At 64.3% G+C, this 22,046-nt stretch carries 28 protein-coding genes, 1 tRNA gene and 1 riboswitch; of the genes, 17 read left to right on the forward strand and 12 right to left on the reverse strand.

Annotated elements, in window-relative coordinates; translation table 11 throughout:
* The first annotated feature begins 103 nt into the window (after positions 1-103).
* Entirely contained in the window at positions 104-355 is a 252-nt protein-coding gene (locus ACVCNR_RS15535) for a type II toxin-antitoxin system HicA family toxin (protein ID WP_354192919.1), read from the forward strand.
* Entirely contained in the window at positions 355-723 is a 369-nt protein-coding gene (locus ACVCNR_RS15540; RefSeq protein WP_447075415.1) for a type II toxin-antitoxin system HicB family antitoxin, read from the forward strand. The genes ACVCNR_RS15535 and ACVCNR_RS15540 overlap by 1 nt, the downstream gene beginning before the upstream one ends.
* Here the strand turns inward: ACVCNR_RS15540 and ACVCNR_RS15545 are convergent.
* The 5 genes from ACVCNR_RS15545 to ACVCNR_RS15565 all read right to left on the reverse strand — a co-directional run bounded on the left by ACVCNR_RS15545 (position 720) and on the right by ACVCNR_RS15565 (position 4,174).
* Positions 720-1,883, reverse strand: coding sequence for an isovaleryl-CoA dehydrogenase (locus ACVCNR_RS15545; RefSeq protein WP_447075416.1), 1,164 nt, complete (start codon positions 1,881-1,883; stop codon positions 720-722). The genes ACVCNR_RS15540 and ACVCNR_RS15545 overlap by 4 nt on opposite strands.
* Positions 1,852-2,493: a TetR/AcrR family transcriptional regulator gene (locus tag ACVCNR_RS15550; RefSeq protein WP_447075417.1), complete on the reverse strand. Its 642-nt coding sequence runs from the start codon at positions 2,491-2,493 to the stop codon at positions 1,852-1,854. The genes ACVCNR_RS15545 and ACVCNR_RS15550 overlap by 32 nt, the downstream gene beginning before the upstream one ends.
* A gap of 92 nt (positions 2,494-2,585) precedes the next feature.
* On the reverse strand, positions 2,586-3,218 hold the full coding sequence (locus tag ACVCNR_RS15555; RefSeq protein WP_354192914.1) for a hypothetical protein: 633 nt from the start codon (positions 3,216-3,218) through the stop codon (positions 2,586-2,588).
* An 8-nt stretch (positions 3,219-3,226) separates the two neighbouring features.
* Positions 3,227-3,958: a CbtA family protein gene (locus ACVCNR_RS15560; RefSeq protein ID WP_447075418.1), complete on the reverse strand. Its 732-nt coding sequence runs from the start codon at positions 3,956-3,958 to the stop codon at positions 3,227-3,229.
* A 12-nt stretch (positions 3,959-3,970) separates the two neighbouring features.
* Positions 3,971-4,174 carry a CbtB domain-containing protein gene (locus ACVCNR_RS15565; protein WP_354192912.1) on the reverse strand — a complete coding sequence of 68 codons (204 nt, stop codon included), beginning with the start codon at positions 4,172-4,174 and terminating at the stop codon, positions 3,971-3,973.
* Between the two features lie 47 nt (positions 4,175-4,221).
* A riboswitch (adenosylcobalamin (AdoCbl) riboswitch) is annotated at positions 4,222-4,302 on the reverse strand.
* Between the two features lie 59 nt (positions 4,303-4,361).
* Here ACVCNR_RS15565 and ACVCNR_RS15570 point away from each other — a divergent pair.
* Positions 4,362-4,913: a histidine phosphatase family protein gene (locus tag ACVCNR_RS15570; RefSeq protein WP_447075419.1), complete on the forward strand. Its 552-nt coding sequence runs from the start codon at positions 4,362-4,364 to the stop codon at positions 4,911-4,913.
* A gap of 6 nt (positions 4,914-4,919) precedes the next feature.
* On the opposite strand, the gene ACVCNR_RS15575 is transcribed toward ACVCNR_RS15570, so the two are convergent.
* Positions 4,920-6,032: a pyridoxal phosphate-dependent aminotransferase gene (locus tag ACVCNR_RS15575; protein WP_447075420.1), complete on the reverse strand. Its 1,113-nt coding sequence runs from the start codon at positions 6,030-6,032 to the stop codon at positions 4,920-4,922.
* A gap of 359 nt (positions 6,033-6,391) precedes the next feature.
* Here ACVCNR_RS15575 and ACVCNR_RS15580 point away from each other — a divergent pair.
* Positions 6,392-6,482 (forward strand) — tRNA-Ser (locus ACVCNR_RS15580).
* Between the two features lie 153 nt (positions 6,483-6,635).
* Here the strand turns inward: ACVCNR_RS15580 and ACVCNR_RS15585 are convergent.
* A complete protein-coding gene (locus ACVCNR_RS15585) occupies positions 6,636-7,598 on the reverse strand; it encodes a Dyp-type peroxidase (protein ID WP_447075421.1) in 963 nt (320 codons plus the stop codon).
* Between the two features lie 222 nt (positions 7,599-7,820).
* Between ACVCNR_RS15585 and ACVCNR_RS15590 the strand changes: the two genes are divergently transcribed.
* Positions 7,821-8,006, forward strand: a complete 186-nt coding sequence (locus ACVCNR_RS15590) for a hypothetical protein (RefSeq protein WP_354192788.1) — start codon at positions 7,821-7,823, stop codon at positions 8,004-8,006.
* A gap of 150 nt (positions 8,007-8,156) precedes the next feature.
* On the opposite strand, the gene ACVCNR_RS15595 is transcribed toward ACVCNR_RS15590, so the two are convergent.
* On the reverse strand, positions 8,157-8,594 hold the full coding sequence (locus tag ACVCNR_RS15595; RefSeq protein WP_354192787.1) for a CBS domain-containing protein: 438 nt from the start codon (positions 8,592-8,594) through the stop codon (positions 8,157-8,159).
* Positions 8,595-8,879: 285 nt separating this feature from the next.
* Between ACVCNR_RS15595 and ACVCNR_RS15600 the strand changes: the two genes are divergently transcribed.
* On the forward strand, positions 8,880-9,236 hold the full coding sequence (locus tag ACVCNR_RS15600; RefSeq protein ID WP_447075422.1) for a hypothetical protein: 357 nt from the start codon (positions 8,880-8,882) through the stop codon (positions 9,234-9,236).
* 130 nt (positions 9,237-9,366) lie between these two features.
* Here ACVCNR_RS15600 and ACVCNR_RS15605 read toward each other — a convergent pair whose 3' ends face one another.
* Both ACVCNR_RS15605 and ACVCNR_RS15610 read right to left on the reverse strand, forming a co-directional pair.
* Positions 9,367-9,810, reverse strand: a complete 444-nt coding sequence (locus tag ACVCNR_RS15605; RefSeq protein ID WP_447075423.1) for an SRPBCC family protein — start codon at positions 9,808-9,810, stop codon at positions 9,367-9,369.
* A 110-nt stretch (positions 9,811-9,920) separates the two neighbouring features.
* Entirely contained in the window at positions 9,921-10,907 is a 987-nt protein-coding gene (locus ACVCNR_RS15610; RefSeq protein WP_447075424.1) for a diaminopimelate dehydrogenase, read from the reverse strand.
* Positions 10,908-11,160: 253 nt separating this feature from the next.
* Here ACVCNR_RS15610 and dapA point away from each other — a divergent pair, with 253 nt between their 5' ends.
* The gene (dapA, locus tag ACVCNR_RS15615; protein WP_354192784.1) at positions 11,161-12,042 is read left to right on the forward strand and encodes a 4-hydroxy-tetrahydrodipicolinate synthase; all 882 of its coding nucleotides are present in this window, start codon (positions 11,161-11,163) and stop codon (positions 12,040-12,042) included.
* Between the two features lie 25 nt (positions 12,043-12,067).
* Positions 12,068-12,547, forward strand: a complete 480-nt coding sequence (smpB, locus tag ACVCNR_RS15620) for an SsrA-binding protein SmpB (protein ID WP_354192783.1) — start codon at positions 12,068-12,070, stop codon at positions 12,545-12,547.
* 127 nt (positions 12,548-12,674) lie between these two features.
* Here smpB and ACVCNR_RS15625 read toward each other — a convergent pair whose 3' ends face one another.
* Positions 12,675-13,328: a uracil-DNA glycosylase gene (locus tag ACVCNR_RS15625; protein WP_354192782.1), complete on the reverse strand. Its 654-nt coding sequence runs from the start codon at positions 13,326-13,328 to the stop codon at positions 12,675-12,677.
* Between the two features lie 11 nt (positions 13,329-13,339).
* On the reverse strand, positions 13,340-13,921 hold the full coding sequence (locus ACVCNR_RS15630; protein WP_354192781.1) for a LabA-like NYN domain-containing protein: 582 nt from the start codon (positions 13,919-13,921) through the stop codon (positions 13,340-13,342).
* Positions 13,922-14,231: 310 nt separating this feature from the next.
* On the opposite strand from ACVCNR_RS15630, the gene rpoZ reads away from it, so the two are divergent.
* The 9 genes from rpoZ (at position 14,232) to recO (ending at position 22,022) form a co-directional block, all read left to right on the forward strand.
* Entirely contained in the window at positions 14,232-14,624 is a 393-nt protein-coding gene (gene rpoZ / locus ACVCNR_RS15635) for a DNA-directed RNA polymerase subunit omega (RefSeq protein ID WP_354192780.1), read from the forward strand.
* A gap of 108 nt (positions 14,625-14,732) precedes the next feature.
* Positions 14,733-16,958: a RelA/SpoT family protein gene (locus tag ACVCNR_RS15640; RefSeq protein ID WP_354192779.1), complete on the forward strand. Its 2,226-nt coding sequence runs from the start codon at positions 14,733-14,735 to the stop codon at positions 16,956-16,958.
* A gap of 35 nt (positions 16,959-16,993) precedes the next feature.
* Positions 16,994-17,572, forward strand: coding sequence for an orotate phosphoribosyltransferase (pyrE, locus tag ACVCNR_RS15645; protein ID WP_447075425.1), 579 nt, complete (start codon positions 16,994-16,996; stop codon positions 17,570-17,572).
* A gap of 7 nt (positions 17,573-17,579) precedes the next feature.
* Positions 17,580-17,990, forward strand: a complete 411-nt coding sequence (acpS, locus tag ACVCNR_RS15650; protein WP_354192776.1) for a holo-ACP synthase — start codon at positions 17,580-17,582, stop codon at positions 17,988-17,990.
* A gap of 129 nt (positions 17,991-18,119) precedes the next feature.
* Positions 18,120-18,869, forward strand: a complete 750-nt coding sequence (lepB, locus tag ACVCNR_RS15655) for a signal peptidase I (protein ID WP_354193052.1) — start codon at positions 18,120-18,122, stop codon at positions 18,867-18,869.
* Between the two features lie 4 nt (positions 18,870-18,873).
* The gene (gene rnc / locus ACVCNR_RS15660) at positions 18,874-19,599 is read left to right on the forward strand and encodes a ribonuclease III (protein WP_354192775.1); all 726 of its coding nucleotides are present in this window, start codon (positions 18,874-18,876) and stop codon (positions 19,597-19,599) included.
* On the forward strand, positions 19,596-20,510 hold the full coding sequence (gene era, locus ACVCNR_RS15665; RefSeq protein ID WP_354192774.1) for a GTPase Era: 915 nt from the start codon (positions 19,596-19,598) through the stop codon (positions 20,508-20,510). The genes rnc and era overlap by 4 nt, the downstream gene beginning before the upstream one ends.
* 90 nt (positions 20,511-20,600) lie before the next feature.
* A complete protein-coding gene (locus ACVCNR_RS15670; RefSeq protein WP_447075426.1) occupies positions 20,601-21,212 on the forward strand; it encodes a carboxymuconolactone decarboxylase family protein in 612 nt (203 codons plus the stop codon).
* Positions 21,213-21,260: 48 nt separating this feature from the next.
* Entirely contained in the window at positions 21,261-22,022 is a 762-nt protein-coding gene (gene recO / locus ACVCNR_RS15675; RefSeq protein ID WP_354192772.1) for a DNA repair protein RecO, read from the forward strand.
* Positions 22,023-22,046: the final 24 nt, after the last annotated feature.

The raw sequence follows: 22,046 nt of genomic DNA on the forward strand, positions 1-22,046 counted from the left end.
CTATATGATATCATATTTTGATAGCGTTAGGGTTGCGCATGATGTGCGACGGCTGGCAGCAACACAGACAATGCTGCCGAAGTCATTTCTCGTGGAGATTGTCATGCGCGGCAAGCACAGGGCCACACTTGAAGCTATTTTCACCGATCCGGTCAGTGGCTCGATCAAATGGCGCGAGGTTGAAGCACTTCTGATCGCCTGTGGAGCGCAAGTGTCCGAAGGAAGCGGCTCTCGGATCAGGTTCACCATAGGAGACGAAACCTTGTTTCTCCACCGCCCGCATCCTTCGCCGGACACGAAGCGCTGGGCAATACGCGAAATCCGCCAATTCCTGGTCAATGTTGGGATACGATAGTGAGACTTTACAAGGGATATTCGGGATCGATCGAGTTCGACGACGAAGACATGGTTTTCCATGGGCGCGTCCTCGGCCTTCGTGATATCGTGACTTTTGAGGCTGATAGTGCCGAGGATCTGGTGAAGGCCTTCCACGACAGCGTCGACGATTACCTTGCATTTTGTGAAGAGCGGGGCGTGGAACCGCAAAAGCCTTATTCCGGGAAGCTCGCGCTCAGAACCACGCCGGAAATCCATGCCTTGCTGAGCAAGGCGGCGTCTTATGATGGCAAGTCCATCAACCAGTGGATTTCCGATACGCTGGCTGAGGTTGCCCGCAAGCGCGTGGACGAAGGTTCCACGAAGGTGCACACCCGCGCGCACTAGTTCTCCTCGCTCATGATCTCGCGGCCGATCAGCCAGCGGCGGATTTCGCTCGTGCCGGCGCCGATTTCGTAGAGCTTGGCGTCGCGCAGCAGGCGGCCGGTCGGATAGTCGTTGATGTAGCCGTTGCCGCCCAGAAGCTGGATGGCGTCGAGCGCCGTCTGCGTCGCCTTTTCCGCAGCATAGAGAATGCAGCCGGCGGCATCCTTGCGCGTGGTCTGGCCACGGTCGCAGGCCGATGCCACGGCATAGACATAGGCGCGGCAGGCGTTCAGCGTCGTGTACATGTCGGCCAGCTTGCCCTGCACGAGCTGGAAGTCGCCGATCGGCCGGTCGAACTGCTTGCGCTCGCGCGCATAGGGCACCGCCACGTCGAGGCAGGCGGCCATGATGCCGAGCGGCCCGCCGGCCAGCACGGTGCGCTCATAGTCGAGCCCGGACATCAGCACCTCGACGCCCTTGCCCTCCTCGCCCAGCACGTTCTCGAACGGCACCTCGACATTGTCGAACACCAGCTCGCCGGTGTTGGAGCCGCGCATGCCGAGCTTGTCGAGCTTCTGCGCCACCGAGAATCCCTTGAAATCCTTCTGGATCAGGAAGGCGGTAATGCCGCGCGACTTTCGCTCCGGGTCGGTCTTGGTGTAGACCACCAGCGTGTCGGCATCCGGCCCGTTGGTGATCCACATCTTGGTGCCGTTGAGCACGAAGCGGTCGTTCTTCTTCTCGGCCCTCAGCCGCATCGACACAACGTCGGATCCTGCGCCGGGCTCCGACATGGCGAGCGCGCCGACGGCCTTGCCCGCGCACAGCGCCGGCAGGTACTTTTCCTTCTGCGCCGGCGTGCCCCAGCGGTTGATCTGGTTGACGCACAGGTTGGAGTGCGCGCCATAGGAGAGAGCGACCGAGGCGGAGGCCCGGGAAAGCTCTTCCATCGCCACGACATGGGCGAGGTAGCCCATGCCGGTGCCGCCGAAGGCCGGGTCGGCGGTCATGCCGAGCAGGCCGAGCCCGCCCATTTCCTCCCACAGATGGGCCGGAAACTCGTTGCTGCGGTCGATCTCGGCGGCCAGCGGCGCGATCTTCTCCTGCGCGAAGCGGTGCACGAGGTCGCGCAGCGCTGCGACATCTTCCTCAAGCCCGAAGTCGAGTGCCTGCGTGTACATGATGGGTCTCCCGGTTCGTTGACGCCCCGACGAGGCGCATTGTCATGGAAAGATAGGTCCGCGTCACGCCCTCCAGCGAAAGCCGCTCGTCCGGCCGGAACCAGACGATGACGCCGGTGATCATCTGGATGATCGCCATGGCGGTGAGCCCGATGTCGTCCAGATCGAAGGCGCCGCTTTCCGCGCCCTCGCGCAGCATGGCCCGCAGTTCCTTTTCGTAGGCGCCGCGCAGCTTGAGGATGAAGGTCAGCCGCTCCGGCGACAGGCTGCGCAGTTCCATGTTGGAGATATGGGTTTGCGCGCGCCGCGCGATGTGGAAGGCGATGTGGTTCTCGACGAAGGCGGCGAGCCGCGTGGTGGCGTCGTCCGTGGCGGGGCGGGCGTCGCTCCAGGCTGAAAGCAGCGCTTCCATGTGCTCGCGCATCAGGATGAAAAGCAGCTCTTCCTTGGTGGGAAAGTAGCGGTAGAGCGCGGCCGGTTGCACGCCGACCCGCGCGGCGAGCTGGCGCATGGAAACGGCTTCGTAGCCATGGCGCGCGATCAGGTCGACGGCCGCCTCGCGGATCGCCGCTTCCGTTCGTTCGCCGTCCGAACCTGTCGTGCGCGCCATCGGTGTTCCTCCGGATACATTAATAAAACGTACGTTCAATTAATTCAAGAGGAGGCCATACGGGCCGGGCGGCAAGCAGCAAAGGCGGAAGGTCAGGTGTCGTCCTGCGCCGGGCGGGAGCGTCCCTTGCCGAGCACCATGCCGGCGGCGGCAAGGGCAAGACCGAGGCCGGAAAAGGCGGCGAGGCTGGGCAGATGCGTCGGTATCTCGCTCCATATGGGGCGCACCACGCTCGCCGTATCGAATGTTTCGCCGCTGTACTGGCACAGCACGAAGGACGATTGCTTGCGCACCATATCCGCATCGATGCGCGATATGAGGTCTTCCACCGCCGTCTTGCTGGCCGAGGTCTCGCGCATATGGGTCAGCAGCGCGTGGGCCGCCGACAGATAGGCGTGGGCGCATTCGTTGAACGGGCTTTCCTCGTCGCCCAGCGTGCCGGGAACGAGACCCCACAGGCAGTAGGTGTACTGGATGTTGCCGTAGTTCAGCAGCCGCACGAAGGTGTCGTCCACCTGCCGCTCCTGCGCCGCGAGCTTCATGATCTCGCTGCGGTAATCGGCGATCACGGCCATCTGGCCGTGCGACAGGCTGGCGATCGGTATGCCCTGGATTTCGGCCGGATTGATCCGCCGATGCGCCTCAGCCGCAGGTGAAGCAAGGCAGGTCGCGAAAACCGCAACAAGAAACGCGGCACGCGCCGAGAAGGGAGCGTGCCGCGTCATGGCATTTCTCAGGCCGTCCGGGCGCGTGCGCCGGGCAGGGCGCGCTCGGCAACCGCGCCGAAGGCAAGGCCGATCACCGTCCACAGCACGGCATGCATGCCGAGCGAGGAGGTGCGGAAGCGCCAGAGCAGGTCGGCCGAATAGCCTTCCGGAATCTCGTTCACCGTCGGCAGCGCATATTGGGCGATGGCGATGATGACGATGAAGGCAAGGCCGCCGGCGATTCCCGCGTTCCAGCCGCCGAGCTGGCTCCACAGGCGCCGCGCCAGCACCACGGCGACGGCAGCCGCGATGATGGACACGATCAGCATGATGAAGAACAGTTCCGTGCGCGCGCCGATCGTTTCAGGGTTGCCGACAGCCGGCGGCGTTGCCGGGTATTTCAGCGCCGGCACCAGCACCACGGCGATGAAGGCGGCGACGGCCAGCAGCCCGGCGGTGGCGCGCGGACCCAGGGTGACCGCACGCCCATAGACATAGGCGAAGACGAGGGAGAACAATCCGCCGATGGCGGCGCCGTAGACGACCGAGCCGGTCAGCAGGCCGAGGCCCGCCTGCGTCTCGCGGCTGACCAGTTCCTCCTCTTCCTCGGCGGGCTCGCCGGAGGCGGCAGCCATCGCTTCTTCATAGGCGATGGCGCTGTCGATATGCGGCTCCCCGTAGATACGGGCGAATCCGAACGCGAAAAGTCCAGCGAGGATGCCGACCAGCATCCCGCGAAGCAGAAGATTTCCAACCATGGCGCTATGCTTTCAGTGGCAGGGGAAGCCGAGGAGGTGGCGCGCGTCATGAACGAATTCATGCGTGCTCAGGCTCGAGAACAGGGTGGTGGCCCCTTCTTCCGCGCCGACGAAATAGATGGCCAGCACCATGAGCAACCCGCCGAAAACGGCCCATGGCATGATTTCGCGCACCGGAATCGGACGGATTTCCGGTGCGAATGTGATGTCAGACATTGTGCTTCTCCCTGGGATACTGCGTCCCGTCATTGCAAGCTGGGGAGACGGACCAAGGCCTGACTTCCGGCATTATGCCGATCACAGTGGCGCGACCGCGCTGGATTTTCACCAGCTTCCAGATCCGTAACCTTTGCCGACACTAGTCGCCGTCATGTATGGCTGTCAATCAAGCGAAGGAGGATGCATGGCAGGGCGGCTGACGCTGGTGTGCTGCGGCGCGACGGAGGCGACCCGGCGCGGGGCTTTTCCGCGTGACGAGCCGCTGGAGCCTGCTGCCCTTGCACAGGCGCAGAAGCTGGCCGGGAACCTGCCTCGCGCCGACCGCGTATGGCATGGCCCCGCCCTGCGCGCCGTCCAGACCGTTGCCGCCCTCGGCCTGCACGGGGAGGCGGTGGAGGCCCTTCGCGACCAGGATTTCGGCACCTGGGCCGGGCGCAGGCTTGCCGAACTCGATCCGGCGGACCTGGCGGCATGGGTGTCCGACCCGGCAACCGCGCCGCATGGCGGTGAATCGCTGAACGACCTCAGGCATCGCGTGTCGGCCTTGCTGAAAGAGAGCCTCGGCCTGTCCGGGCATACGCTCGCGGTCACCCACCCGTCGGTCATCCGCGCCGCTGTCTGTGCGGTGCTTGAGGCCCCGCCGCAAGGTTTCTGGTCGGTCGATGTCGAGCCGCTTGGCCTGACCCGGTTCACCACCGACGGACGCCGCTGGGCCTTGCGGATCGCGTCGCTCTAGCGCCGCTTATCCGGCCCGCGCCGCCGCCAGTGCCTTCGGCATTTCCTCGGCCAGAACATCGAGTTCGTGGTCGAGCCCGACGCTGATGCGGATGCAGCGGTCCAGCCCCGCCACCATCGGCTTGCGGATGAACACGCCGCGCGCCAGCAGCGCCTCCATCAGTTTCAGCGCGAAGGCTCCGTCGCGGCCGCAGTCCACGGCGACGAAATTCGTTGCGGAGGGCAGGGCCTGCAAGCCATTGTCCGCGGCTATTGCCGTGATGCGGCGGCGCCCGGCATCCACCTTGCGCACCACCTCGGCCAGCCAGGCCTGGTCCTCCAGCGCCGCCTCGCCGGCGATCTGCGCCATGCGGCTGACGCCATAATGGTTGCGGATCTTCTCGAAGGCGGCAATCACCGTCTCCTCGCCGATGGCATAGCCGCAGCGGATGCCGGCGAGCCCGTAGGCCTTCGAGAAGGTGCGCATCCGCACGACGTTCGGCCGTGTCACGTCGATCGCGGGCAGGGCGGAAGCCGGTGCGAGTTCGCAATAGGCCTCGTCCAGAATGAACATCGTCGTTTCCGGCAGCGCCTCGATGAAGCGGGTCACGTCGTCCGCCTCCCACCAGCTTCCCATCGGATTGTCGGGGTTGGACAGGTAAACCAGCCGGGCATTTTCACAGCGTACCGCATCGAGCAGCCCGTCGAGGTTTTCGCGGTCGTTCTCATAGGGAACGGACACCAGCCTGCCGCCCACGCTCGCGACATGGAAATTGAAGGTCGGATAGGCGCCCAGCGACGTCACCACCGGCTCGCCGGGCGAAACATACATGCGCGTCAGCAGGCTGAGCAGCCCGTCTATGCCTTCCCCGACGACGATGTTCTGCGGCTTGACGCCGTGATGGGCGGCGGCCGCGAGTTTGAGGTCGTGATTGTCGGGGTCGCAATACATCCACATGTCGGGCACCGTCTCGGTCATGCAGGCTATGACGCGCGGCGAGGGCCCGAAGCTGCTTTCGTTGGCCCCGATACGGACACGGAATCCATGTCCCGTGGCGCGTTCCTGCGCCTCCGGCCCGACGAAGGGAACGGTGGAGGGCAGGGCTTCGATGACGGGGGTGAAAGGAGGATGGATGGGCATGGCAATCCTGTTGTCGAACCGGATTGCAGCTAAGCCAAGTGGCAGGTGCTGCGCAAGCATCTGCTGAAGGAACTCTGCCTCTTATCCCTTCCGGAAGAGGCGAATCGGAGCTTTGGCCTTGTGCGTGGCCCGGTTGGGCGCACTCCAACCGGGCCCGGCGCTTGCGCGGAAAGCGCCAGGGATCACCGGAAGAGATTTCCTATAATGGGAAAAATTGCGCGAAGGAGAATCGTGTGGAACCTGTTCCCCGATTTTCTCCTCCTTGCCTTGTGGGTTTCTGCGCCATTCTGCAAATAGCTGCGCTCAACCGCGAGATTGAGCCTTGCCAAACTGACGGAAACCCTTAGAAAGCGCGCTGTGGAGAGGTGGCCGAGTGGTCGAAGGCGCTCCCCTGCTAAGGGAGTAGAGGTCAAAAGCTTCTCGTGGGTTCGAATCCCATCCTCTCCGCCATCGCTGTCGATTGCCCTCTGTCATCCCATGTTGCCGCCGGCGCCGCGTTCCGACGGGCGTGCGGATCCTGGGCGGGGTGTTGGGCCACAAGCGGCGATGGGCAGGAGCCGAAGGGGGGGCCGATAATGATCGCCCGCAGGCTTCTGGCGTAGGCTACTCCGCGTTTGCCAGCTTTGCCAATGTCGACCGCGAGGGGGCGAAGAAGGTGGTGCCTGTCCGGGCTGTGGAAAAGTCCAGAAGCCGGTCGTATGCGCCTTTCGGTTCACCGATGAACATGCGCTGCAGCATCTTTTCGATCACCCAAAGCCGGCGGGTATAGCCTATGAAATAGGTTCCGAACTCACGCCGCCCCGGGCTGCCGAACGGCATATTGTCCCGCAGGATATCATGCTCCACGCCCTGCGGGTCGACGATGGTGGCCAGGCTCTTGTGCGATTTCTGGTTTGCTGCCTGATCGTCGAGCTCGATGTTGTCCACCTTGGTGCGGCCGATGATCTTCTCCTGTCGGTCGGCGCCGATCGCCTTCCATGCGGACAGGTCGTGCAGGTATTTCTGGGTCACCACATAGCTGCCCCCGGCGAATTCGCGATCCTCTTCCCCGACCAGCGCCGATTCCGGAATGTCCTGTCCCACCGGGTTCGCGGTTCCGTCGACAAAACCAAGAAGATCCCGCGCGTCGAAATAACGGAAGCCCCAGGTCTCATCGACGATCCGCACCGCGTCACCGAGTGTGTCAAGCAGCAGCCTGGCGAATTCGAAACACAGGTCGGCGCGCTCGGCCCGTATGTGGAACAGCAGGTCGCCCGGCGTCGACGGGGCCTTGTGAACAGAGCCATCGATCGGAGAGAACGGCTTGAGTTCAGCCGGCCGGCTGGAAGGAGAGAGCCGCTCCCACAGGGCGGACCCGATCGCCGCGATGCAGGACAATTTGCCGTCCAGGTCGCGAAAGCCAACGGTTTTGATGAGGTCGTCCAGCCCGCCGAGTGTCGCGCGGACGCTGGCAATCGCGTCATTGCCGTCCATGGTTTCGACGACCAGGAAGATGGCACTGCGCGAAAGCGGAGCTTCGATGCTCTGGGCGTCGATTGGCACCCGATCCCAGGTATGTCCCGCCATGGCCGCTCCGGCGTTGTGACGCGGCGCTCACATGCCGTCCGCTCGAAAACATTTCTATATCGGAAAGCGCGCTATTTCCAACCCGCCCGCTTCAGCCGAAAGCCGCATTCCCCGGTCCGGCCTCGTTACGGAGTGAAAGAAGCTTTGACCGCAGCGGCATTGACCTCACGGCCATGGACTTCATGATGCGCGCCCGGCGGGGACAACAAGAAGGGACCATGAATGACCCGCAAGATCCAGCTTCTCGCCGCATTGGGCCTGACATTGATCGCCGTCACCGCCTGCAGCCAGACGGAGACGACCAGTTCGGTCCCGCCTCCCGGCGCGACGGAAGCTCCTCCTCCGCCCGGTGCCGGCGTCATGGCACCCAGCGACACGGTCGCGCCCGCCCCTTCCGGCACCATGTGATCCGCACCTCATCGGCCGGTCGTACTCCACCAATCGAGGCATTGTTTCGACAGGCCCGAGGAAAGCTCCTCGAAACGAAGATCGAGACGGAAACCCGCCCGGCTGAGGCCGGGCGGGCCTTTGTTTCAGTCAGGCGCAGACGGCCGGAACTCAATGGGCGGTCTGCGAATGTTCGCCGCCCGGCTTCGATATGCCGCCGAGGGCCCTTCCGGCATTGGTGGCGTCGCCATTGGTGGCGAGGTCTCCCAGCGAGACGATGCCCACCAGCCGCTTTTCCCGGTTGAGCACCGGCAGCCGCCGCACCTGTATGTCGCCCATATTGTCCAGGACGCTGGCAACCTCCTCGTCCTCGAAGCAATATTTGACGTCGGTCGACATGACATCTTTGACGGGCGTGTCCGGCCCCATTCCCGAAGCCACGCCGCGAACGGCGATATCGCGATCGGTGATCATCCCGACGAGCCTGTTGTCGTCGGCGACCGGAAGCAGGCCGATATCGAGGCTTGCCATTGCCCGGGCGACATCCCTGAGCTTTGCCTCGGGGCCGGCAAACCGGACGTCCCTGGTCATGCATTCGCTTACTCTCAACGGATTTCTCCCTGTGTTCCTCACCCCACGCTGCCCCAGGTGAGTGAGGCCAATGAGGGGCGGGGAGAATCGTTCCAACAAATCTTGACGGAATGAGAGACAGCGGCCGCGGCCTGTCGTGGCGAAAGCCGTCCTGGGCACCGCATAAGGTTCGCGACCCCGGTCAAACAGCCCGTTCCAGAAGGCAATTCGTCACGAAATGGCCACATCGGCGGCAGTTTCTCATCGCAATGATCATGTCAGTTGCGCGTGCGTGCGGTGGGGCCAATCGGAAAAGGCAAATCCATGCGCAAAACAGTAATGATCCTCGCCAGCGTCACCTTGTTCGGAACTGCCGGCGCTGTCCTCGCGCAGGAGGCATCTCCCTCTCAGCAGCCGGCCAATCCGCCCGTGACGGCTCCGGCCATCCAGCGCGTCAACGTCATCGATGTGAGCGAACTGCCACAGGAGACGCAGGCGCAGGTCAACAAGATCGTGGAAGAAACCAGCAGCGAGAGCATGCAGCAATTGCACAGCATGGTCGAAACCTCGCCCGAGGCGAAGTCGGCCCTCGATGAAAAGGGTGCCAAGTCCACTCAGGTCGTGGCCACAAGCATGGGCGCGGATGGCACGCTGACGCTGATCACGAAGAAGAACAGCTGAAGCTGGTGGCCGACTACGACGAGTTACGCCGTGCTTTAAAGACCATGACCCCGGCTTCGGCCGGGGTTCTTGGTTTCGGCAGGCGGCAAGTTTCCTCGCCGGCCGCGACTATCCGGTTCGGCTTCTTGTCCTATTCCTGGATGTCCGGCTCCACTAGCCTTGCCAGGTTCCGGAGTGAATCCTGCCAGCCGAGATAGCAGGCCTCGGCTGGAATGAGGTCGGGGATGCCTGCCTGTTCGATGTTCAGTTCCGTGCCGACCGAGACCTTCGTCAGGGTCACGGTCACCTTCATCTCGCCGGGCAGGTTGGGATCGTCGAACTTGTCCGTGTAGCTCACCCGCTCGCCCGGGACGAGTTCGGTATATTCGCCGCCGAAGGCATGGCTTTGGTCCGTCGTGAAGTTGCGGAACGACATGCGGAAGGTGCCTCCGGTTTTTGGCTCAAGGTGATGCACGGTGCAGGCGAACCCGTTGGGCGGCAGCCATTTCGCGAGTGCATCGGCCTCTATGAAGGCGCGGTAGACCTTCTCCGGGCTCGTTGCCAGAACGCGGTGCAGGCGGACGGTGCTGGGCATGACATGTGTCCCTTCTGATTGGATTGGCGATCAACGCTCCTAGGACGAGCACGGTTTCGCCAATCCGACAAATTGGCCCGGATTTTTTTGCAGCTGCGGTGCGGAGCGGGCTACAATTGTCCGGCCCGCAACTGTTCCGCGCTCCTCGGCGAAAGCAGGCCGGGAGGAACGTCGAACACCGTCTTGGCGCCGAACTGGTCCATGGCGTGCAGGCGATGCACGGCCCGCGCATAGGCCACCAGCACGCTGGCCGTGAACTCCGGATTGCTGTCGAGCTTGAGGCTGTATTCGATCGTCTGCGTAGTGTTCGCCGAGGTTTTGCCGATGACGAAGCCGCCATGCACCATCGCCGCGTGGTCGCGGGCAAGCTCTTCGGCGCTGATGAAATTCACGGTGGTGTCGTAGTCGGCGAAATAGTGCTCCATGGTGACGATCGCCTCGCGCACCGGTCCCGGTTCGACGCCGTCCTGGAGCACCACGAAGCATTCGCGCCAGTGCTTTTCGCGGGTTGCCAGCGCCGGCCGCGATCCGTTGCGGGCGCGCTCCATGGCAGCCGGGACGGGGCGTGTATATTGCACCGCGCCCGCCACGCCAGGAATGCGGCGCACGGCGTCTGAATGGCCCTGGCTCAGCCCGTCGCCCCAGAAGGTGTAAGTTTCGCCGTCCGGCAGCAGGGCCTCGCCCAATATGCGGTTGATCGAGAACATGCCGGGATCCCAGCCGGCCGAGATCAGCGCGGTGCGGCGATTGGCCTTTGCCGGGGCGTCCACCGCGGTAAAATATTCCGGAATGCGGGCATGCGTGTCGAAACTGTCGACCGTGTTGAAGAGGGCTGCATATTCCGGCCCTTGCCGGGGGAGGTCTTCCCGGGAACCGCCACACAGGATCAGCACGTCGATCCGGCCGGCATGTCCGGGCAGGGTTTCCATGGCGAACACCGGCGTGCCGGGCTGGCGGGGGCGAAGCTGTTCGGGCGGACGGCGCGTGTAGATGCCGACGAGCTGCATGTCGGGATTGTGGCCCATGGCCGCCTCGACGCCGCGCCCGAGGTTTCCATGGCCGGCAATGGCAACGCGAATGGGTTCGGTCATGTTCATGATCGTGTTCCTGATGCTGGGGAATGGTCCCTCGAAGCACCGGGGAACCGAAAGACGGGGAGGGGATAGCAGATCGCCTGCCCATATCAAGGCAAGCCGCGCGGCAGTCCCCGCCTGGGGGAACAGGCGATCAGGTCCGGTACGGATTTCGGGCGCGGTCATCAAATTCCTGAACTTGTCCTATGGTGCGGCGCCCGGCTTTGCGCTAGAAGCCGGCATTTCGCTCAAACAGGGCTCCAAGGAGTTGGACATAATGCTGAGAGGCTCGCTCACCGCGCTCGTAACGCCGTTCGACCAGGACGGGCGTTTCGACGAGAAAGCCTTTCGCGCCCTGGTCGAGTGGCAGATCGAGGAAGGCACCACCGGGCTGGTTCCGGTCGGCACCACCGGCGAGTCGCCCACGCTCTCGCATGAGGAGCACCGCCGGGTGGTCGAGGTTTGCGTCGAGGTGGCGAAGGGCAGGGCTCCGGTGGTGGCCGGGGCCGGTTCCAACAACACCAAGGAAGCGATCGGGTTGGTCAAGCACGCCGAAAGCGTGGGCGCCGATGCCGTGCTGGTGGTGACGCCCTATTACAACAAGCCCACCCAGCGCGGCCTTTACGAGCATTTCGCCGCCGTCGCCCAGGCCACCACGCTGCCGATCATCATCTACAACATTCCGCCGCGTTCGGTGATCGACATGACGCCGGACACGATGGGCCGCCTGGCGCACGACTTCAGGAACATCGCCGGCGTGAAGGACGCGACCGGCAAGGTCGAACGCGTTTCGGAGCAGCGCGCCACCTGCGGCAAGGATTTCATCCAGCTTTCGGGCGAGGATGCCTCGGCGCTCGGCTTCAACGCCCATGGCGGCGTCGGCTGCATTTCCGTCACTGCCAATGTCGCGCCGCGCCTGTGCGCCGAATTCCAGCAGGCGACGCTGTCGGGCGACAGCGCCCGCGCGCTGGAATTGCAGGACCGGCTTTTGCCGCTGCACAAGGCGATCTTCACCGACACCGGCGTCGCCGGAGCCAAATATGCGCTGTCACGGCTTGGCCGGATCGCGAACGTCGTCCGCTCCCCGCTGGTCACCGCGGAGCCGGAAACGGAAGCGAAGATCGACGCGGCGATGAAAAGCGCCGGCTTGATAAACTGAGGCCGATGCGCCATCTGTGCGCATCATGAGCCAGAACCGGAAAGCCGATCCCAACAACAAGGTCGCCGCGGAAAACCGCAAGGCGCGCTTCTCCTATGAGGTTCTCGACACGCTCGAGACCGGGCTGGTACTGACCGGAACGGAGGTGAAGTCGCTGCGCGGCGGCCAGGCCAACATCCAGGAATCCTACGCTTCTGTGGAAGGCGGCGAGCTGTGGCTCATCAACTCCTATTTGCCGGAATATCTGCAGGCCAACCGCTTCAACCATGAGCCGCGCCGCCGCCGCAAGCTGCTGGTCTCGAAGCGCGAACTGGCGAGGCTGGCGCAAGGCGTCGACCGCGAAGGCATGACGCTGGTGCCGCTGAAGATCTATTTCAACGATCGCGGCCGCGCCAAGCTTCTGCTCGCCGTGGCCCGCGGCAAGAAGCTGCACGACAAGCGCGAGACCGAGAAGCAGCGCGACTGGAACCGGGAGAAGGGGCGGCTGCTTAAGGAAAGAGGTTAGGTCAGGGGAGTAAGGCAGTATGTTTTTAGAGAATCACGCTGTTCGTTGTCTGACAGCCCTGATATTTTTCCCTACTGCCCTACTGCCCTACTGCCCTACTGCCCTACTGCCCTACTGCCCTACTGCCCTACTGCCCTAAAAACCCCGCTATCTCCCTGAACACGCTGACGAACATCTCCTCCGTCAGCACGCCCGTGTTCGTGTTGTAGCGCGAGCAGTGATAGCTGGAGAAAAGCGTGAGGCCGGCGATGTCGTGGCGGCCGCCATGCTTGAACGGATGCGCCGCCACCCGCCCGCCCAGCGTCCGCACCATGGACTGGTGGGCGATGGCGCCCAGCGCCAGCACGGCGGTGAGGTTCGGGAAGCTTTCGATGGTCGGGATGAGGAAGGACCGGCAGGTCGTAATTTCCACGCCGGTCGGCTTGTTCTGCGGCGGCACGCAACGCACCGCATTGACGATGGCCGTGTCGATCAGTTCGAGGCTGTCGTCCGGGCGGGCCTCGAAGCGCCCGCGCGCCAGATTGAAACGGGTCAGCGTCGAATAGAGCAGGTCGCCGGCATAGTCGCCGGTGAAGGGCCGGCCGGTGCGGTTGGCCCCGCGCAGGCCGGGCGCCAGCCCGACGATGAGCAGGCGCACCGCCTCGCGCCCCTGCGGCGGCAGGAACGGCGGAACGGGCGCGTTGAACCAGCCGGGCTCCTTCGCCCGCCATTCGGCGATGAAATCGTGAAGCCGGGGGCAGAGGGGACAGTTACGGTCCGGATCGGTCGGAGCCAGCAGCATCGTCGTCCCCCTCAGTCGTCGTCCTCCTCGTCCTCCCCGCTATGGGCAGGTTCCGGGCGCCGCGCGGCCTGCTCGCGCCCGACCTCGTTCTTCAGCGTCATGAGGTCGATGAAATGATCGGCCTGGCGGCGCAGTTCGTCGGAGATCATGGAGGGCTGCGAGGCCATGGTCGAGACGATGGAGACCTTGCGGCCGCGCCGTTGCAGCGCCTCCACAAGAGTGCGGAAATCGCCGTCGCCGGAAAAGATCACATAGTGGTCGACGACATCGGCCAGTTCGAGGGCATCGACGGTGAGTTCGATGTCCATGTTGCCCTTGATCTTGCGGCGCCCCGTCGCGTCGGTGAACTCCTTGGCCGGCTTGGTCACCACCTTGTAGCCGTTGTAGTCCAGCCAGTCGATCAGCGGGCGGATGGAGGAGTATTCCTGATCCTCGACCAGCGCCGTGTAATAGTAGGCGCGCAGAAGATAACCGCGCTTCTGGAAGCTGGCGAGCAGCTTGCGATAGTCTATGTCGAAGCCGAGTGAGCGCGAGGTGGCATAAAGATTGGCACCGTCGATGAAGAGAGCAATCTTCTCCCGGGGGTCGAACATCGGAAATATCCCTTGGCAAGTATAACGTGGCAGTGAAATAACCTGCGACGGTACGTGGCCTGGAAATGACCGGACCCCTCCCGCCGAAATCGAGCTATTCCCCCAAATAGCGTCAGCTTCGTGGCAGGCCAATCCCGCCTTTGCATATTTTGTCGGGCCGATCATGCCGCGGATTCTCCCGGAAACCGGATTTCATTTTCCGCTTGGGGGTTGCGATGGGAGGCGAAGCCTGTCGCTTGTGTTTTTCCGGCATCCGGGTTATGGAGCGCGTCTGTTTTCCATCAAATCCTTCGCATGAAAGGGGCATCCAATGGCCCGCGTCACCGTTGAAGATTGCATCGACAAGGTCGAGAACCGCTTCGAGCTGGTCCTTTTGGCCGGCCATCGCGCCCGCCTGATCAGCCAGGGCGCCCAGATCACCGTGCCGCGCGACAACGACAAGAACCCGGTCGTGGCGCTGCGCGAGATCGCCGACGAGACCCTGTCGCCGGGCGATCTCAAGGAAGATCTGATCCACTCGCTGCAGAAGCATGTCGAGGTCGATGAGCCGGAAGCCGAGGCCATCGCCGCCCAGCCGGGCGCCGCTGCCGCCGACGACGTCGACGAGCCGGAAGAGAACATCACGTTCGACCGCATGTCGGAAGAGGACCTTCTGGCCGGCATCGAAGGCCTCGTGCCGCCGGAAAAAAGCGACGATTTCTGACCTTTAAGGGAAGTTCCGGCTCTTCCGCCGGAACTCAATCGCAGTTATCTATGACATGCGCCGCTAAGCAGTGGCGCATGTTTTGTTTTCTGCTGCGAGAGCCCGCCCATGATGCGTCAGTATGAGCTTGTCGAGCGCGTCCAGCGCTACAAGCCGGACGTCAACGAGGCGCTGCTCAACAAGGCCTATGTCTATGCCATGCAGAAGCATGGCCACCAGAAGCGGGCTTCGGGCGATCCCTATTTCTCGCATCCGCTCGAAGTCGCGGCCATCCTCACCGACATGCGGCTCGACGAGGCGACCATCGCCGTAGCGCTGCTGCACGACACCATCGAGGACACCACCGCCACGCGCGCCGAGATCGACGAACTGTTCGGCTCGGAAATGGGCAGGCTGGTGGAGGGGCTGACCAAGCTCAAGAAGCTCGACCTGGTGTCCAAGAAGGCGGAGCAGGCCGAAAACCTGCGCAAGCTGCTGCTCGCCATCTCCGAGGATGTGCGCGTCCTGCTGGTCAAGCTGGCGGACCGGCTGCACAACATGCGCACCCTCGGCCATATGCGCGAGGACAAGCGGCTGCGCATCGCCGAGGAGACGATGGAAATCTATGCGCCGCTGGCCGGGCGCATGGGCATGCAGGGCATGCGCGAGGAGCTCGAGGAACTGGCCTTCCGCTACATCAACCCCGAAGCGCACCGCATGGTGACGCAGCGGCTGGCCGAAATCTCCGAGCGTGCCAGGGATGTACTCAACGACATCGAGAAGGCGCTGTCGGCGCTGTTCGTGAAATACGAGATCCACGCCGAGGTCACCAGCCGCCAGAAGAAGCCCTGGTCGGTGTTCCGCAAGATGGAGACCAAGGCGCTGTCCTTCGAGCAGCTTTCCGACATCTTCGGCTTCCGCGTCGTGGTCGATACCGTGGAGGGTTGCTACCAGGCGCTCGGCGCCATCCACACCACCTGGTCCATGGTGCCCGGCCGGTTCAAGGACTACATCTCGACCCCGAAGCAGAACGGCTACCAGTCGATTCACACCACCATCGTCGGCCCCTCGCGCCAGCGTGTCGAATTGCAGATCCGCACCCGCGAGATGAACGAGGTGGCCGAATACGGCGTCGCCGCGCATTCCATCTACAAGGACGGCGTTTCCAAGAACGGCGGCGGGCGCGATCTTTCCAACGAGACCAGCGCCTATGCCTGGCTGCGGCGCACCATCGAGCAGCTTTCCGAGGGCGACAATCCGGAAGACTTTCTGGAGAACACCAAGCTGGAGCTGTTCCAGGACCAGGTGTTCTGCTTCACGCCCAAGGGCATGGTGATCGCCCTGCCGCGCGGCGCAACGCCCATCGATTTCGCCTATGCCGTGCACACCGATGTCGGCGACAGTTGCGTCGGCGCCAAGGTCAACGGCCGCATCATGCCGCTGATGACCGAGCTGAAGAATGGCGACGAGGTCGAGATCATCCGCTCCAAGGCGCAGGTGCCGCCGGCGGCGTGGGAATCGATCGTCGTCACCGGCAAGGCCCGTTCCGCCATCCGCCGGGCGACCAAGAACGCCATTCGCAAGCAATATTCCGGCCTCGGCATGCGCATCCTCGAACGTGCCTTCGAGCGAACCGGCAAGCCCTTCTCCAAGGACAGCCTCAAGCCCGTGCTGCCGCGGCTGGCGCGCAAGGATGTCGAGGACGTGCTGGCGGCGGTCGGGCGCGGCGAACTGTCGTCGGCAGACGTCATCAAGGCCGTGTTCCCCGACTACAAGGACGAGCGCGTCACCGCGCCGGTGCCGAAGCAGCGCGAGGAAGGCTGGTCGCGCATCCGCAATGCGGCCGGCATGCTGTTCCAGCTTCCGGGCCGCTCGTCGCGCAAGGGCAAGAGCCAGCCGAAGGACGGCGCCCTGCCCATTCGCGGCGTGCGCGGTGACCTGCCGGTGACCTTCGCGCCGGAAGGGGCGGTGCCGGGCGACCGCATCGTCGGCATCGTCCAGCCCGGCTCCGGCATCACCATCTATCCGATCCAGTCGCCGTCGCTGACCGCCTTCGACGATCAGCCCGAACGCTGGATCGACGTGCGCTGGGACATCGACGAGAACAACCGCGAGCGCTTCCCCGCCCGCATCTCGGTGACGGCCATCAATGCGCCCGGTTCGCTGGCCGATATCGCACAGGTGGTTGCATCCAACGACGCCAACATCCATACCCTGTCGATGGTGCGCACCGCGCCCGACTTCACGGAAATGCTCATCGACATCGAAGTGTGGGACGTGAAGCATCTGAACCGGCTGCTGTCGCAGCTCAAGGAACACCCCTCCGTGAGCACCGCACGGCGGGTCAACGGCTGACTTCAGCCGTCTGTCGAAATGGAATTTGCGAAACGATGAATACTGCCGAAGTGCTCGATGTCTTCCGCTCCGCCGGCGCCGTGCTGGAGGGGCATTTCATTCTCACCTCCGGCCTCCGGAGCCCGGTTTTCCTGCAGAAGGCGCGTGTCTTCATGCATGCCGACAAGACCGAGAAGCTGTGCAGGGCGCTGGCGGCGAAGATCCGCGCCGAGGTAGACGGCCCGATCGACTATGTCGTGGGCCCGGCCATCGGCGGGCTCATTCCCGCCTACGAGACCTCGCGCCATCTCGGCGTGCCGGCGGTCTGGGTGGAGCGCGAGCAGGGCGTGTTCAGGCTGCGCCGCTTCGAGATGGAGAAGGGCGCGCGCGTCGTCATCGTGGAGGACATCGTCACCACCGGCCTGTCGATCCGCGAAACCATCGCCTGCCTGCGCGACCTTGGGGCCGAGGTCGTGGCCGCCGCCTGCATCATCGACCGTTCGGCCGGCAAGACCGATGTCGGCGTGCCGCTGATCGCGCTGGCCGAATATGAGGTGCCGGCCTATCCGGCGGACGCGCTGCCGCCCGAGCTTGCCGCGATCCCCGCGGTGAAGCCCGGCAGCCGCAACATCTGAACTTGCCATGATTATCGGCATCGGCAGCGACCTGATCGACATCCGCCGCGTGGAAAAGTCGCTGGAGCGCTTCGGGGAGCGCTTCATCAGCCGTGTCTATACCGATATCGAGCGCGCGCGCTCCGAGGCCCGGCGCGAGCGGGCAGCCTCCTATGCCAAGCGCTTCGCCGCCAAGGAAGCCTGCGCCAAGGCGCTCGGCACCGGCATTTCCTACGGGGTGTTCTGGCGCGACATGGGCGTGGTGAACCTGCCCGGCGGCAAGCCGACCATGGCGCTGACCGGCGGGGCCGCGGCGCGGCTGGCGAAGATGCTGCCGCCCGGCCATGAGGCCGCGATCCATCTCACCATCACCGACGATTTTCCGCTGGCCCAGGCCTTCGTCATCATCGAGGCGCTGGCCGTGCGGCAGGAGCCGTGAGGCGGCGACGCAGGAATTTCGCCGCCATAACGCCACATTGATCGTGCCTCACCGCCGGCCTGTGGTGTTTCCGGGCGTTGCTCCCGGCGCGTTCAGCCCTTATAGAACCAACGCATGAATGAGGACGACATGAGCGTGGCCGACAAATCCCGGAAGAAATCAGGCGGACTTGGGGAAACCTTCAGTGTCATCGTCCAGGCGCTTCTTCTGGCCCTCGTCATCCGGACCCTGCTGTTCCAGCCCTTTTCGATTCCCTCCGGGTCCATGCGGCCGACGCTTCTGGAAGGCGACTATCTGTTCGTCACCAAATGGGCTTATGGCTACTCGCGCTATTCGCTGCCGTTCTCGCCCAACCTGTTCTCGGGCCGCATCTGGGGCGGCGAGCCGGAACGCGGCGACGTCGTGGTGTTCAAGTTCCCGCCGAACCCGTCCATCGACTACATCAAGCGCGTCGTGGGCCTGCCCGGCGACAAGATACAGATGCGCGGCGGCCAGCTCTTCATCAACGATGTGGCGATCCCGCGCGAAAAGATCGGCCAGATCGACAATCCCGACATCACCGAGGTGGCGCGTCCCGTCGATGTCTATCGCGAGACGCTGCCCAACGGCGTCAGCTACGATACGCTCGACCTGACCCCGAACGGCATCGGCGACGACACGCGCGAGTTCATCGTGCCGGAAGGCCATTATTTCATGATGGGCGACAACCGCGACAATTCGGCCGACAGCCGCTTCAGCGTCGGTTTCGTGCCCTATGACAATCTGGTCGGCCGCGCCAACATCATCTTCTTCTCCATTGCCGGCGGCGCCAGCCCTCTGGAGGTCTGGAAATGGCCGAGCGACGTGCGCTTCGGCCGTCTGTTCGACTTCATTCGTTAGGCCCATGGTCGCGCCAAAGCGATTGACCGCCGAGCAGCTTGCCGAGGCGTTGCGGGAGCGCACGGGGCATGAGTTCCGCGACAAGCAGCGCTTGCAGCGCGCGCTGACCCATGCCAGTGCGCGCAGCGCCCAGGCCGGCCTCGACTACGAGCGCTTCGAGTTCCTTGGCGACCGGGTGCTGGGGCTCGTAGTGGCCGACATGCTGCTTGCCGCCTATCCCGATGCGGTGGAAGGCGAGCTTTCGCTGCGCCTGAACGCGCTGGTCAATGCCGAGGCGCTGTCCGGGATCGCCGAGGAGATCGGGCTGGCGGACCTGATCCGCGCCGGTTCCGACGTGCGCAACCTTGCCGCCCGCAAACGCGTCAACCTGCGCGCCGACGCGCTGGAATCGCTGATCGCCGTGCTCTATCTCGACGGCGGGCTGGAGGCGGCGCGCGCCTTTATCCACCGCTACTGGCTGCCGCGTTCGCAAGCCATGGCCAAGGCGAAGCGCGATCCCAAGACCGAATTGCAGGAATGGGCGCATCAGGCGGCTGCCGCCACGCCCGCCTACAAGGTGGACGGGCGCGAGGGACCGGATCATGATCCGGTGTTCACCGTCAGCGTCCAGGTGGGCGCGCTGGCCGCCGCGCAGGGCAGGGGGCGCTCCAAGCGCGAGGCCGAACAGGCTGCCGCCACCGCCATGCTGGTGCGCGAAGGCGTATGGGCCGAGGAAGGGAATGCGCCATGAGCGAAGCTGAAACCACGCCTGCCACCCGTTCCGGCTTCGTGGCGCTGATCGGCGCGCCCAATGCCGGCAAGTCCACGCTGGTCAACCAGCTCGTGGGAACCAAGGTTTCCATCGTCACCCACAAGGTGCAGACGACGCGCGCGCTGGTGCGCGGCATCGCCACCCATGGCCAGACGCAGATCGTGTTCGTCGACACGCCGGGCATCTTCAAGCCGCGCCGGCGGCTGGACACGGCCATGGTCACCACCGCCTGGGGCGGGGCCAGGGATGCCGATATCGTGCTGGTGCTGATCGACGCCGAGCGCGGCATCAAGGGCGACGCCGACACCATCCTCGAACGGCTCGCCGATGTGCGCCAGCCCAAGGTGCTGGTGCTCAACAAGGTCGATCGCGTCAAGCGCGAGAATCTGCTGGCCTTGGCTTCCGCCGCCAACGAACGCGTCGCCTTCGAGCGCACCTTCATGGTTTCCGCGCTCACCGGCTCGGGCTGCGAGGACCTGCTCGACTATCTGGCGCAGATGCTGCCTGCCGGCCCCTGGTATTATCCCGAGGACCAGATTTCGGACCTGCCGATGCGCCAGCTCGCCGCCGAGATCACCCGCGAAAAGCTCTATCTGCGCCTGCATCAGGAGCTTCCCTATTCCTCCCATGTCGAGACCGAGAAGTGGGAGGAGAAGAAGGACGGCTCGGTGCGCATCGAGCAGGTCATCTATGTCGAGCGCGACAGCCAGAAGAAGATCGTGCTCGGTCACAAGGGCGAAACCATCCGCGCCATCGGCGAGGCTTCGCGCAAGGAAATCGGCGCTATCCTCGAACAGAAGGTGCATCTCTTCCTGTTCGTGAAGGTGCGCGAGAACTGGGGTGACGACCCCGAGCGCTACCGCGAAATGGGGCTCGATTTCCCGACCTGATTGCGGCTCGCAGGACAGGATTCGCGATCTCCGCGATTTCGCGGCCGGCGCATTTGCGCTACACTTGGCCCTCAGCTCGGGAGACGCGCGATGTCCTACATCAGTACCGTGACCGACAACGATCCTGCGTCCAGAACGGCGCAGATGTTCGCCAAGGCGCAGGCAGGTTATGGATACCTGCCCAATATGGTGAAGGCCTTCAGCCATCGCCCGGAGGTCATGGAGGCATGGAACGGCCTGCTTGCCAGCATCAAGAAGGGCATGGATCTGCGCCGCTATGAACTGGTGACGCTGGCGGCGGCCAGGGAACTGCGCAGCTCCTACTGCATGCTAGCCCATGGCAACGTGCTGCTGCACGGCCATTTCACCCCGGCCGAGCTTCAGGCCATCGTCGAGGACAGCGATGCCTCGCCGCTCAACGAGGCGGACCGCGCCATCATGCGCTTCGCCGCCAAGGTGGTGCGCGATGCCACCTCGGTCGATGCGGACGACATCGACGGCCTGCGCCGTCATGACCTTTCCGAGGGCGAGATCTTCGACATCGTCGCCGCGGCGGCGGTGCGCTGCTTCTTCAGCAAGACGCTGGACGCCCTCGGCGTGCAGCCGGACGGCGCCTATCACGAGATCGATCCGAAGCTGAAGAAGGCGCTGATCGTCGGCCGCGACATCGATGCGGGCTACGACCTGTCCCAATCCGCCTGAGGCCGGTTGCGCTTGATTTCGGCACGGAAGCGGTGACAAGGTCGCGCCATGGAGTGGCGAGACGAGGGAATCATTCTTGGAACCCGCAGGCATGGCGAAACCAGCGCCATCCTCGAGGTGATGACGCGCACCCATGGCCGGCATCTCGGCCTTGTGCGCGGCGGCCGCTCGCGCAAGCTCCAGCCGGTGCTTCAGGCCGGCAACCGGGTCGACCTGATCTGGCGCGCGCGCCTCGACGAGCATCTGGGCACCTTCCAGGCCGAGGCGCTGGAGATGAATGCGGCGCGGCTGATGGACAGCGCGGTTGCCGTCTACGGGCTCCAGCTTCTGGCCGCGCATCTGCGCCTGCTGCCGGAACGGGATGCCCATGCCGGGCTCTACGGGACGCTTTTGGTGATGCTGGAGCACCTGGACGATCCCGCCGCCGCCGGCGAACTGGTGGCGCGCTTCGAGCTGATGGTGCTGGAGGAACTGGGTTTCGGTCTCGACCTCGGCGAATGCGCCGCCACCGGCCAGCGCACCGACCTCGTCTATGTCTCGCCGAAATCCGGGCGGGCCGTATCGCGGATGGCGGGCGAGCCGTGGCGGGACAGGATGCTGGCCCTGCCGGCCTTTCTGGAGCGGGGCGCCGGCTGCCGCGCCGATGCGCCGGCGCTCGAAGACGCTTTTCGCCTTTCGTTTTATTTCCTCAACCGCCATGTCTATGAGCCGCGTGGAATCGAGCCCCCCGATGCGCGCGCAGGCTTCCTGCTGGCGCTGCGCCGGCATTTCGCCGCCGGGCAGGCGCTGGAGGGTGGCACAGCCGCATGAAGGTTACACGGCCCGTCGCCTGTA

This window comes from Aquamicrobium terrae (assembly GCF_052978165.1).

Excerpts from the sequence above, each read along its gene's own strand:
- ACVCNR_RS15535 (WP_354192919.1), top strand. The coding sequence starts at position 104 with ATGCGCGGCAAGCACAGGGCCACACTTGAAGCTATTTTCACCGATCCG.
- ACVCNR_RS15545 (WP_447075416.1), bottom strand. The coding sequence starts at position 1,883 with ATGTACACGCAGGCACTCGACTTCGGGCTTGAGGAAGATGTCGCAGCG.
- ACVCNR_RS15550 (WP_447075417.1), bottom strand. The coding sequence starts at position 2,493 with ATGGCGCGCACGACAGGTTCGGACGGCGAACGAACGGAAGCGGCGATC.
- ACVCNR_RS15555 (WP_354192914.1), bottom strand. The coding sequence starts at position 3,218 with ATGACGCGGCACGCTCCCTTCTCGGCGCGTGCCGCGTTTCTTGTTGCG.
- ACVCNR_RS15560 (WP_447075418.1), bottom strand. The coding sequence starts at position 3,958 with ATGGTTGGAAATCTTCTGCTTCGCGGGATGCTGGTCGGCATCCTCGCT.
- ACVCNR_RS15565 (WP_354192912.1), bottom strand. The coding sequence starts at position 4,174 with ATGTCTGACATCACATTCGCACCGGAAATCCGTCCGATTCCGGTGCGC.
- ACVCNR_RS15570 (WP_447075419.1), top strand. The coding sequence starts at position 4,362 with ATGGCAGGGCGGCTGACGCTGGTGTGCTGCGGCGCGACGGAGGCGACC.
- ACVCNR_RS15575 (WP_447075420.1), bottom strand. The coding sequence starts at position 6,032 with ATGCCCATCCATCCTCCTTTCACCCCCGTCATCGAAGCCCTGCCCTCC.
- ACVCNR_RS15585 (WP_447075421.1), bottom strand. The coding sequence starts at position 7,598 with ATGGCGGGACATACCTGGGATCGGGTGCCAATCGACGCCCAGAGCATC.
- ACVCNR_RS15590 (WP_354192788.1), top strand. The coding sequence starts at position 7,821 with ATGACCCGCAAGATCCAGCTTCTCGCCGCATTGGGCCTGACATTGATC.
- ACVCNR_RS15600 (WP_447075422.1), top strand. The coding sequence starts at position 8,880 with ATGCGCAAAACAGTAATGATCCTCGCCAGCGTCACCTTGTTCGGAACT.
- ACVCNR_RS15605 (WP_447075423.1), bottom strand. The coding sequence starts at position 9,810 with ATGCCCAGCACCGTCCGCCTGCACCGCGTTCTGGCAACGAGCCCGGAG.
- ACVCNR_RS15610 (WP_447075424.1), bottom strand. The coding sequence starts at position 10,907 with ATGAACATGACCGAACCCATTCGCGTTGCCATTGCCGGCCATGGAAAC.
- dapA (WP_354192784.1), top strand. The coding sequence starts at position 11,161 with ATGCTGAGAGGCTCGCTCACCGCGCTCGTAACGCCGTTCGACCAGGAC.
- smpB (WP_354192783.1), top strand. The coding sequence starts at position 12,068 with ATGAGCCAGAACCGGAAAGCCGATCCCAACAACAAGGTCGCCGCGGAA.
- ACVCNR_RS15625 (WP_354192782.1), bottom strand. The coding sequence starts at position 13,328 with ATGCTGCTGGCTCCGACCGATCCGGACCGTAACTGTCCCCTCTGCCCC.
- ACVCNR_RS15630 (WP_354192781.1), bottom strand. The coding sequence starts at position 13,921 with ATGTTCGACCCCCGGGAGAAGATTGCTCTCTTCATCGACGGTGCCAAT.
- rpoZ (WP_354192780.1), top strand. The coding sequence starts at position 14,232 with ATGGCCCGCGTCACCGTTGAAGATTGCATCGACAAGGTCGAGAACCGC.
- ACVCNR_RS15640 (WP_354192779.1), top strand. The coding sequence starts at position 14,733 with ATGATGCGTCAGTATGAGCTTGTCGAGCGCGTCCAGCGCTACAAGCCG.
- pyrE (WP_447075425.1), top strand. The coding sequence starts at position 16,994 with ATGAATACTGCCGAAGTGCTCGATGTCTTCCGCTCCGCCGGCGCCGTG.
- acpS (WP_354192776.1), top strand. The coding sequence starts at position 17,580 with ATGATTATCGGCATCGGCAGCGACCTGATCGACATCCGCCGCGTGGAA.
- lepB (WP_354193052.1), top strand. The coding sequence starts at position 18,120 with ATGAGCGTGGCCGACAAATCCCGGAAGAAATCAGGCGGACTTGGGGAA.
- rnc (WP_354192775.1), top strand. The coding sequence starts at position 18,874 with ATGGTCGCGCCAAAGCGATTGACCGCCGAGCAGCTTGCCGAGGCGTTG.
- era (WP_354192774.1), top strand. The coding sequence starts at position 19,596 with ATGAGCGAAGCTGAAACCACGCCTGCCACCCGTTCCGGCTTCGTGGCG.
- ACVCNR_RS15670 (WP_447075426.1), top strand. The coding sequence starts at position 20,601 with ATGTCCTACATCAGTACCGTGACCGACAACGATCCTGCGTCCAGAACG.
- recO (WP_354192772.1), top strand. The coding sequence starts at position 21,261 with ATGGAGTGGCGAGACGAGGGAATCATTCTTGGAACCCGCAGGCATGGC.